Source organism: Paenibacillus ferrarius, assembly GCF_002027705.1.
GTDB lineage: Bacteria > Bacillota > Bacilli > Paenibacillales > NBRC-103111 > Paenibacillus_E > Paenibacillus_E ferrarius.
In genome coordinates this window covers 202,909-213,790 of sequence record NZ_MBTG01000034.1, presented here as the reverse complement: position 1 = coordinate 213,790, position 10,882 = coordinate 202,909, and the positions used below count along the sequence as shown (strand labels likewise).

Below are 10,882 nucleotides of genomic sequence, written 5' to 3'. Positions count from 1 at the left end.
AGATTAGAACGCATCTCTCATGGAGACTATTTTAGCACATGGCGGATAGGGCCATACATGATCATAAGGATAGTTCAATCTTTTTGAGAGAATCAGTAAATTCAGCCAGCTCAATGGATTTCCCTTGAGCCAAGCGGGATTGTTCGGCTGCAAACGCCATCAGATGACTGCGAACCGAGGCAGCAGCGGACGTCAAGCTTTCTTCTCCGTCGTATTCACGCACTTCTTTCAAAAAGCTGCGAACGATCCCGCTGTCTCCGCCGCCATGTCCGCTCGTTTGCTTTGGAAGCTTAATTTCGATATTCTCGTGGGTTACAAAATCCATCAATGTTATCTTGTCATCCTCACCGCGAATTTCACCAAGGGTTCCCATAATTTGAATCCGGCGTTCCTGATGACGGGTAAAGCCGCTCATACTGAACATGACGGTGGCGCCGCTCGCAAATTCCATATTCACGACTTGATGATCAACAACGTTATTTTTACATTGATATACACACCGGCCGTATCCCGTCTCCTTCAGTCCTTGCACAATGCTTTCTCGGGATACATCCTTCGTGAAATGTCTTGCCCAATCTTTGCCCTCACCCAGATAGAAACGAGGGGCCGAATAAGGACATGTTGCCTCGACAGCGCAGCCGTCAATACAGTATTCCGTCGAGCCTTCCGGCGCATTGCCGGAATGAAAATGCAGGAGTGAACCGTACGAGCTAAGCCGTACACACTTCTCATCCATTAACCAAGACAGCACATCCATATCATGGCATGATTTGGCCAAAATCATCGGACTGGACACTTCCGAGTTGCTCCAGTTGCCACGAACGAAGCTATGCGCCATATGCCAGTAGCCGACGTTTTCATTGAGCTGAATCGAAGCCACTTTACCGATGCGCCCTTCCGTAATAAGTCGTTTGATGGCCGACCAGAACGGCGTATAGCGAAGCACGTGACAGATGGTCAGCAGCCGGTTATTGTCCTTAGCCGCTTGCTCCATGTCGATGCACTCCTTCGGACTCGGCGACATCGGCTTTTCCAATAGAACATGATACTTGTTGCTCAAGGCCTTCATCGTTGGGAGGTAATGCATCCGATCCTGCGTGCAAATCAGCGCGATATCCGCCAACTGCGGCTGTTCAAGCAGCTGCTCCCAGGAATGAAAGCAACCCTCCGGCGGGATGCCGTGTTCTCTTGCAAACTGTGCCAAGCGATGCGGATCCGACTCCGCGACAGCAACGAACTTCAACTCATGCGGGTAGTCTAATGCATAAGGCGCATAACTGCGAGAACCTCTGGCTCCCGCTCCGATTAAAATAGCTGTAAGCTGTTTCATACAAACTTCTCCTCGATTCCATTAGTAAGTCATACTCATTTTTTACCAATACGTCTTCCAATCTCTCGAAACCCGAACCAGCGCTTCAAAATAAAAATAATCGCCCCACAAGCAGCATTCGTCTACGCCTGAATTCCCAGGCTTACTGTATACGCCGTGCAGCAGCAATCCATTGGATTCCGGGGTGTTGACGGTTGAATAATTGTCTATCAAAGACAAGAGGATTGAACTTGCCGCATTTGCATAAATGGCTTTATGAGGATCCCCATCCGACAAATGCTTGTTAAGCTCGAGCATACCGCATACGGCAATGGCGGCAGCTGAACTATCGCGCACTTCGGAACCGCTCGTAAATATCAAATCCCAGTAGCAAACGCAATCTTCCGGCAGCCGGTTAATAAAATAATTCGCAACTTTTTTAGTTAAATCAAGAAGTTCTTGATCCTTCGTATAGATGTAATTCAGCGGAAACCCGTAGATCGCCCAAGCCTGACCGCGTGACCAGCAGGAATCATCTGAAAACCCTTGTGCGGTTTTGCCATAAAGCGGAGCACCGGAATCAACATCCATATAATACGTATGAAAACTGGACGCATCCTCACGAATCAAATACGCTGCTGCTTGTTTGACATGGGTGGCTGCAGCATTGAAATAAGCCCGATTTCCCGTAATTTCCGCGGCCCAATACAATAAAGGCGTATTTAGGCAGCAGTCGATAATCATTCGTCCCCGTTGCTTCGGATTGCTTAAGCTCCCCCACGCTTGGATAATTCCGGCATGCTCCAAATAACGGGACATGAGCAAATCAGCCGCGCGAAGCGCTGTTTGCTTCGCCTCCTCGTTGCCTGTAAGCTTATAAGCAGCCACACAAGAAAGCGAATACAGGAAGCCTAGATCATGGGTTTCCGTGCCAATTTGTTCATCTGCACGCTTCTTGAAGCTGCTTAACTGCCTGTCGGCAACACGCTGGTACTTCTCGTCGCCTGTCACTTCATAAGCGAGCCATAACATGCCTGTCCAGAATCCAGGCGTCCATTCATAGTTGTCAGCAGCCGCATAGATCAGATTATTGCTGACAATATCGGGAAATTTGTCTGAGAATGACTCCAAATTGCGATCGATCTGCTTCAAGATATGAGCAACGGCCGCATCGCATTGTTTCTTAGTTAACTGAGACGGATTGATGAACCTTGCTGCGCTGAGTATACCTTCATCCTTCACTTGCTTCATATCCAAGCACTCCTTCTTAATCTCAAAACCTAATTAACATATATGGAGAATTACCCTAATCACCGGGCAATTCTCCATTTGACAAGATCACTCACTTCTTCATCGCGTTATACTGCTCCATGTATTCTTTGCCTGCAGCTTCACCGTAGGTTTTCGACCAATTGGCTATTTCCATTTTCACATCATCCATTGAGCCTTCCCCAATCACATATTTCAGAGCAACGGTGCTCACTTTTTTCAAATGATCCGTGTTTTTCGTAAGGGTTGGAGACGTCATTCCGCCGAATGGATTCGTTACGCCAATGCTCTCAAAGCTATCCGTATATTCTTTCATTTTGGCCCTTACCGGATCAGTCGCGTCCGATGCGACATAGTAATAAGGATCGTAACGATTATCAAGCACCCAAGTGGCTGGCGTTTCACTTTGGAACAGTTTCACCTGATCGGCTGTGCGCTCTACCTTGCCGTCTTTATAGCTCGTGGAATGCTGACCGATAATGCCCGCTTTGCTGAAAGCATAGTTTTCCTCGCTTGCACTGAAATCAAGGAAATCAACAAGCTTCTGAACTTTATCCTTCGGCGTACTGGACGGGACTACCCATAATCCCCAGAGACCGGCAGCTTTTCCGATACCGCCTTTGCCATCAGGACCTTTAAGCGATGGAAGCATGTCCACTTCCGCTTTGGCATCCACCTTGCGAATTTTATCAAGAGGGGAATTAGGGGCATCGCTCAATTCACCGACATGATTGGCTTTGACTCCAGCGATGCCTTGTGTCCATTTTTCAACAGCTTGCTGCGATTTTAACACGGTAGCGTTCTTCTCGATTAACCCGCTGGCCCAAGCATTCTTTAACCATTCCAAATATTTCAGGTAGCCCTCGGATTGAATGGCAAACTTAGGAACTCCGTTGTCAATTGTCCATGCATTAGGCATCCCAAATGCATACTGTACGGACCCAAGCCAATCAAAAACAGTATAGGTGTTGGTCGCATAGGTAAGAAGAGGGATTGTTTTACCACCGCCAACAGGATCTTTTTCTTTGAATGTTTTTAAAACTTGTGTGAATTCGTCCAGTGTTTGCGGTTTCTTCAAGTTATATTTATCCAGCCAGTCTTTGCGGTAAAGGAACGCTCCTTGGGCACTATACAGCTGTCTTGGCCGTGGAATTCCGAATACTTTATTATCTACCTTCGTCTGAGACCACGTAATCTCTGGAATCAGGTTCAAATTATTTTTACCGTTCATAAATGGCGTTAAGTCATAAAATGCTCCTTGCTTCACATAGTTCGTGAATACAGCATCTTTGCCGTTATCGAACAGAATCAGATCATATTGGGACGAATCTGCCATCGCGATGCTTATTTTATCCTTATAGATATCTTCCGGAACAAGCTCCAGCTCAAGTTGGACATTGCCGCGTTTCTCGATATCTTCCTTCGCCTTGTTCCCTTTGAGCACCGGAGGCTCTCCGTTGTAAATGAGCATCGCCTTGATTTTAAGTGGTTCTTTGTTAGCAGTTGGATTTGCCCCTTGTTTGTCTTCGCCTTTTCCGCAGGCAGACAAAAGACTCATTGTCATCACAGCAGCAAGTGAAACGTACAACGTTTTTTTCATTTTCATACCTATACCACCCTCTCCAATGTTCAACGATAATAACCCGATTCTCCGCTTACCCTCTTCATGATCTGAACCTGTCTTCTTCACCTCCCGCATAGAGTTCACCTTATTCTTTAATGGATCCAATCATAGCGCCCTGTGCAAAATGCTTTTGCAAAAACGGATACACAGCCACGATCGGTATCATCGAGATGATGATGGCTGCCATTTTGATCGTATCTCCCAATTGTGCTGCTGACTTCTCGTTCATACTAAACTCATTGTTAATATTAGAGGTGCCGACGACGATCATCTGACGGAGCAGTACCTGCACGGTCCACATGCTGCTCTTGCTCAAATAAATGACAGCACCGAAAAACTCGTTCCAGTGACCAACCATGAACATCAGCCCAAATGTAGCCATTACCGGCATAGACAGTGGAAGCACTAACGACCATAAGATCCGTATTTCTCCCGCTCCATCCATTCGCGCCGCTTCTTCCAAGCTTTCGGGCAAGCCTTGAAAAAAAGTTTTCATCACCATAATGGTAAAAGCATTGGTAGCGCCTGGTAATATAAGCGCCCAGTACGAATTAAGCAAGCCGAGCGACTTAACCAACAAATAGTTGGGAATGATTCCGGCGCTGAACAGCATCGTGAAGAAGATCAACAGCATCATGAAGCGGCGCCCTGGTAAAAACTTTTTGGATAATGCATAAGCCAGTGTTACCGAGAAAAGGAGATTAACAAAGGTACCTACTATTGTAACGTAAACCGAATTGCCTATCGCTTGAATGAACCTGCTGGTTGACATCAAATATTGATAGCCTTCCAGGGAAAACTCCTTAGGAATGAGGAAGAAGTCCCCACCGATCGATTCCCCTCCCCCACTGAAGGATACCGCTAGAATGTACAGAAATGGAACAATGATCAGCAAACTAAATACAAGCATAAGGAAGCCAATCACGAAATCAAACATTGGAAATCGCTTTATCATTAACTGTCTGCTCATTGACTTATCACCTCATTTTGGTTAAAAAACACCGTCTTCTCCTGCTTTTTTGGCTAAATGATTGCTCAGCAATACGAGAATGAGCCCTATGATCGAATTGAACAATCCTGCCGCAACACCATAGCTGAAATGCGCCTCTGTTAATCCGACCCTGTAAACATATAGATCAATGACATCGGATACCTCTTGGTTGAGTGGATTGGTCATGAGAAATACCTGCATGAAATTCGAATCCATGAGATGCCCTAGACGAATGACCAGCAAAATAATAATCGTGCTTTTGATGCCTGGCAACGTAATATGCCATATTCTTCGCCAGCGTCCGGCACCGTCCATTGTGGCCGCTTCGTAAAGTTCTGGATTGACGCCGGCAATTGCTGCTAAGAAAATAATCGTTCCCCAACCGGCATCCTTCCATATGCTTTGAAAAACGGCAAGCGAACGAAACCATTCTGTGCCCGTCATGAATGCCAATTCCTTCCCGATCATTGAACCCAAATAATGGTTGATCACGCCGGAAGGTCCGAAGAAAATAAACGTTATCCCAACAACAACGACCCATGACAGAAAATGCGGCAAATAGACGACGGTCTGGATAATTTTCTTAAAAGCTGCCGAGCGCAATTCACTGAGCATAATCGCCAAAAGGATGACGAACGGGAAATAAAAAAGCAGGTTAAACAAGCTCAACATCAACGTGTTCCGTAAAAGGAGAAAAAAGGCTTCGTTTGAGAAAAAATCTCGAAATTGTTGAAGGCCTACCCATGGGCTTTTACTAAAACCGAGAAATGGGCTGTAATCTTGGAAGGCTAGGAGCACACCCCACATAGGAAAATATTTAAACACGATGAAATATAGCATTCCAGGAGCTGCCAATAAATAAAACCATAAGTACTTCTTGAAATTTTTTCTTAACGGCGATAGATGTGTTCTGGCATGTTGAAGTTCAAGTTGACTCAAACTCATGAATCGTGTACCTCCTCACAAGAAGTTATACATAATATGTTATATAATCTAACTAAAAAGTAACATGTTCTCTTTTAATAGAAATGTATCTTATTTTAAGATCTTGTAAACGCTTTTAAGGAAGCGCTTACGAAATGGACTAGAAACTAATGTTACACAAATAAAGTCCGAAGTTACATGTTCTCATTTAACAGAAGTGTATCCATATTTACGATTGTTCTCGATGCGATATCGGTGTTGAAAAGCCTGCGGAAATGCAGGCATTTCCGGATCAAATCGTGTGAAATCAGAGAAAGCCTGCGATTATGCAGGCTTCCCAAGCTTTTTCATCCTAGAATCGAAAAAAACTTACTAAAAGATGCATTATCGCAGGCTTTTCACGATTTTGCGTGTTCCCGAGACGAAAAGGATGCATATTTGCAGGAAATATGCCGACGTACACGGACGCAAGGCAATTTGCCAGCTTGAACGCAAAAAACAAGAGGCATAAAGTTTGCCTCTTGTTTTTCTCCAGACTTCAATATCAAGTACCGCAAAAGGTTTGGTACGGAAGAGACGTTTGTGCCGGCAATGCGGCATATTCAGCCTGTTCCGGGGAGTGTGCGAAGGGACTCGCAAGCACCTCAAGAAGTCTTGTCATGACGCTGTAATCGCCATCTTCCACTGCCGCTTCCAAGGCCTCTTCGACACGGTGGTTCCTCGGGATTACCGCGGGATTGCTGCTGCGCATCAATTGATGCGAATCGGCCTTTGACTCCTGCTGTCTGCCTAGTCTCGCCTGCCACAGCTCATGCCACTGCGCAAATTCTGCGGTGCCGAACAGGGCAATATCTTCCTGATTCTCGAAAGTCAATGCGCGGAAGGTGTTCGTGTAATCCGCCTGATGCTCCTTCATCAAACGGAGCAGCCCTTCAAATAAAGCAGCATCCTCAGGCTCTTCATTAAAGATCCCCAGTTTTGCCCGCATCCCCGCAAACCAATTGTGGTGATACAGCTTGGAGAAATCTGAAATCGCAGCCTCCGCCAATTTAATCGCCTGTTCCTCATTCTCATGCAGCAGCGGCAAAAGCGTTTCAGCTAATCTTGCAAGATTCCACGCGCCAATATACGGTTGATTGCCATAGGCATAACGGCCCTGCGTATCAATGGAGCTGAATACCGTCGCTGGGTCGTACGTATCCATGAAAGCGCAAGGTCCATAATCAATAGTCTCTCCGCTGATGGCCATGTTGTCGGTGTTCATCACCCCGTGGATGAAACCTACGAGCTGCCATTTGGCGATTAGCGCAGCTTGACGCTTGATCACTTCCTGAAGCAGCTGAAGATAACGGTTCTCGTCAGCTTCCACTTCGGGGTAATGTCTTTGCAGCGTATAATCAGCGAGAGCTCGCAGATCTTGAACTGTGCCATATTTAGCTGCATATTGGAAGGTGCCTACACGTATATGACTGGCAGCCACGCGAGTCAGAACCGCGCCCGGCTGTTCGGTTTCGCGGTAGAGGGAGTCACCGGTCGTTGCGACCGCTAGGCTGCGCGTAGTCGCAATACCAAGCGCATGCATAGCTTCGCTGATGATGTATTCGCGCAGCATGGGTCCTAGCGCTGCGCGGCCATCGCCTCTGCGGGAGTAAGGCGTCTTGCCTGACCCTTTGAGCTGAATATCGACCCGCTCGCCAAGCGGCGTGATTTGCTCGCCAAGAAGAATGGCGCGGCCGTCGCCCAATAAGTTGAAGTGCCCGAATTGATGCCCCGCATAAGCTTGGGCAAGAGGCAAGGCGCCTTCAGGAATCTGGTTGCCCGCAAACACGGCAACACTTTCCTTGCTTTGCAGCGCATGGGCATCAAGCCCAAGTGATGCTGCCAACGGGCCATTCAGAATGGCTAGCTTGGGCGAAAATACAGGCGTTGGGCTGCACTTGGTGAAAAATGTATCGGGTAGACGAGCATAACTATTCTCGAAGTTCCATCCTGGTTCATTGATTGTTTCTTTCTCCGTCATCGCATTCCCACCTCATCTCAAGTAAACGAAAGGATTTAACCTATTGACATTCTTACAGCATATCAACTTAGTTTATCTTCTTCGGAAAAACTTATCAATGTTTGGGCCAGAACTCGAACTTCTTCCGTTTCCTGTGTGAATCCAATCGGCGGCGGGCTGGGTCTGGGTCTGGGTCTGGGTCTGGGGCTCGGGCTCGGTCAGAAAACCTGCAAAAATGCATCTATTAAGGACGAAACTCATGCAAAAAGTGAAAATACCTGCGTTTTTACAGGCTTTTTCAGGTTTTCCTTCCAATTATCAGGAAAAGTCCTAAAAAGCATGCAGAAACGCAGGTATTCAATGATAGAAGAGTCTTTAAAGCTCAAAAGGATGCATAATTGCAGGTTTGCTGCGCATACTGCCTCTTACTGGTATCACAACTACACATTTAAAGCGCTGTTCGAACGAGCTAACTGTGTCGCTTCAACCATGTTCCGCAGTGATGCGACCGTTTCTTTCTGTCCGCGAGTTTTCAGTCCACAGTCGGGATTGATCCAGAATAGCTTCGGATCCAACACCTGCAAGGCACGTTCAATCATAGCTGTCATTTCCGCAACATCAGGAACACGGGGACTATGGATATCGTATACCCCCAAGCCAATGCCCTTCGTATACGTGTTCACCTCAAAGCTATGAATCAATTCTCCATGGCTGCGAGAGGTTTCAATCGAGATTACATCCGCATCCATCGCATCAATCGAATGAATCATGTCATGGAATTCACAATAGCACATATGTGTATGAATTTGTGTTGTATCCTGTACGGTGCAGGTGGCTAGACGGAACGCTTTGACTGCCCAAGCAAGATATTCAGCTTGATCCTCAGCTTTAAGCGGCAATCCTTCCCGGACCGCAGGTTCGTCTACCTGTATCATGCCAATCCCAGCACTCTCTAGCGCCTCGACTTCTTGTCTAAGGGCGTAAGCCAACTGATAGGCGATTTGTTCACGAGGGATATCCTCACGGACGAAGGACCAATTCATTATCGTAATCGGGCCTGTAAGCATTCCTTTAACAGGGCGCTCAGTTAGTGATTGAGCATACTTGGTTTCTTCCACAGTCATCTCTTTCAGGAAAGCCACATCTCCATAAATAATCGGAGGTTTCACACAGCGGGAGCCATAGGACTGCACCCAGCCATTTTGCGTGAATGCGAAGCCTTCCAGCTTCTCCCCGAAGAACTCAACCATATCCGTACGCTCAAATTCCCCATGCACCAGAACATCTAGGCCGATTTCTTCCTGCAGCTTAATCCAGATATCAATTTCCTTCCGGATAAACTCAGCATACTGTTCGTTGCTCCATTCATTTTTACGCCATAGCTGACGCGCCTTGCGAACCTCAGCAGTTTGAGGAAAGCTGCCAATGGTTGTGGTCGGGAAGATCGGAAGCTGCCATTTCTTCTGTTGCGCCTGATGGCGTTCAGCAAAAGGCAGATGACGCTCAAACTTCTGATCAGCGAACGAAGCGATCGCTTGCTGGATATCTTCGCGCTTACGCTTGTCAGACAATTGGAAAGTTTGATAGGCGCGTTCGTTTTCTTCCAACTCCGCCGTCACATCAGCCACATCTCCACGAGCTACTTTGGTCAGAAGGACAATTTCATCCAACTTCTCATCCGCGAAAGCGAGAGCATCTTTCAGTTCAGAACCCAGCTTCGTTTCATAGCTCACAGTTACTGGAACATGAAGCAAGCTGCAAGAGGATTGAATAATGATTTGCTCTGGCTTCACATAACTAGTAAGCTTCTTCAACAGTTCCTGTTTCGCGCGAAGCGATGCCTTCCAAATGCCGCGGCCGTCGATAACGCCTGCGCCTAATACTTTGTTTTCCGGAAATCCAAGCGATTGTAAAGATGCCAAATTGCCAGACAAACCATGAACGAAATCAAGTCCTAATCCTTGGACCGGCAGCTGGGTGATTTCTTTGTACTGCTCTACTGATTCAAAATAAGTTTGCAGCATGATGTTCAAAGTTGGCACTGCGGAAGCGAACGTCTCATAGATCGTTTTCAGACGATTCAAGTCTTCCACGCTTAACTTCGACGTCAGAATCGGCTCGTCTATTTGAACCCATTGAACGCCTTCACTCGCCAGCTCTTGAAGAATTTGCACATAAAGTGGAAGCAATCGGTTCAACCAAGCATCCGTCTCAGTTCGACTATATCCTTTGGAAAGCTTAAGGAAGGTCAACGGTCCAACAATAACTGGCTTGCCCTCGATACCAAGCTTCTCCTTCGCTTCCCGATAAGCGATTAAAGGTTTATTTTCAGTAAGAACAGGAACGGCCCCATCCAACTCAGGCACGATATAGTGATAATTGGTGTTAAACCACTTCGTCATTTCACTTGCAGTTGCATCCTTCGTCCCACGGGCAATGCCATAGTAGAGTGACAAAGGTACAACCCCGCCATCATAAGAGAAGCGTTTGGGAACAATTCCGAACATCGCAGCCGTATCTAAAATATGATCGTAATAACTGAAATCATTGACTGGGATATAGTCGATGCCCTTCTCCTGCTGCTTTTTCAAATGATTTAAACGTAGCTCTTGCAGCTGACTGCGCAGCTCCTCTTCTTGCAGCTTGCCTGCCCAGAAGGCTTCAAGTGCTTTCTTCCATTCGCGATCAGCACCAATACGTGGATATCCTAAATTACTGCTCTTCATCATCTTGTGATCCCCTTTGCGACTTGTTACAAGTAAGATA

At 46.7% G+C, this 10,882-nt stretch carries 7 protein-coding genes; all 7 read right to left on the bottom strand.

Annotated elements, in window-relative coordinates; genetic code table 11:
* Window positions 1-61 precede the first annotated feature (61 nt).
* Window positions 62-1,330: a Gfo/Idh/MocA family protein gene (locus BC351_RS29330; protein WP_079417691.1), complete on the bottom strand. Its 1,269-nt coding sequence runs from the start codon at window positions 1,328-1,330 to the stop codon at window positions 62-64.
* Between the two features lie 42 nt (window positions 1,331-1,372).
* Window positions 1,373-2,560: a glycoside hydrolase family 88 protein gene (locus BC351_RS29325; protein WP_079417689.1), complete on the bottom strand. Its 1,188-nt coding sequence runs from the start codon at window positions 2,558-2,560 to the stop codon at window positions 1,373-1,375.
* A gap of 91 nt (window positions 2,561-2,651) precedes the next feature.
* Window positions 2,652-4,184, bottom strand: coding sequence for a type 2 periplasmic-binding domain-containing protein (locus tag BC351_RS29320; RefSeq protein ID WP_158082270.1), 1,533 nt, complete (start codon window positions 4,182-4,184; stop codon window positions 2,652-2,654).
* A 103-nt stretch (window positions 4,185-4,287) separates the two neighbouring features.
* A complete protein-coding gene (locus BC351_RS29315; protein ID WP_144028564.1) occupies window positions 4,288-5,172 on the bottom strand; it encodes a carbohydrate ABC transporter permease in 885 nt (294 codons plus the stop codon).
* Between the two features lie 21 nt (window positions 5,173-5,193).
* Window positions 5,194-6,138, bottom strand: a complete 945-nt coding sequence (locus tag BC351_RS29310) for an ABC transporter permease (RefSeq protein ID WP_079417685.1) — start codon at window positions 6,136-6,138, stop codon at window positions 5,194-5,196.
* A 523-nt stretch (window positions 6,139-6,661) separates the two neighbouring features.
* On the bottom strand, window positions 6,662-8,137 hold the full coding sequence (locus BC351_RS29305; RefSeq protein WP_079417683.1) for a protein adenylyltransferase SelO: 1,476 nt from the start codon (window positions 8,135-8,137) through the stop codon (window positions 6,662-6,664).
* Window positions 8,138-8,556: 419 nt separating this feature from the next.
* Window positions 8,557-10,845 (bottom strand): 5-methyltetrahydropteroyltriglutamate--homocysteine S-methyltransferase, encoded by a 2,289-nt coding sequence (gene metE, locus BC351_RS29300; RefSeq protein ID WP_079417681.1) that lies wholly within the window; start codon window positions 10,843-10,845, stop codon window positions 8,557-8,559.
* Between the last annotated feature and the right edge of the window lie 37 nt (window positions 10,846-10,882).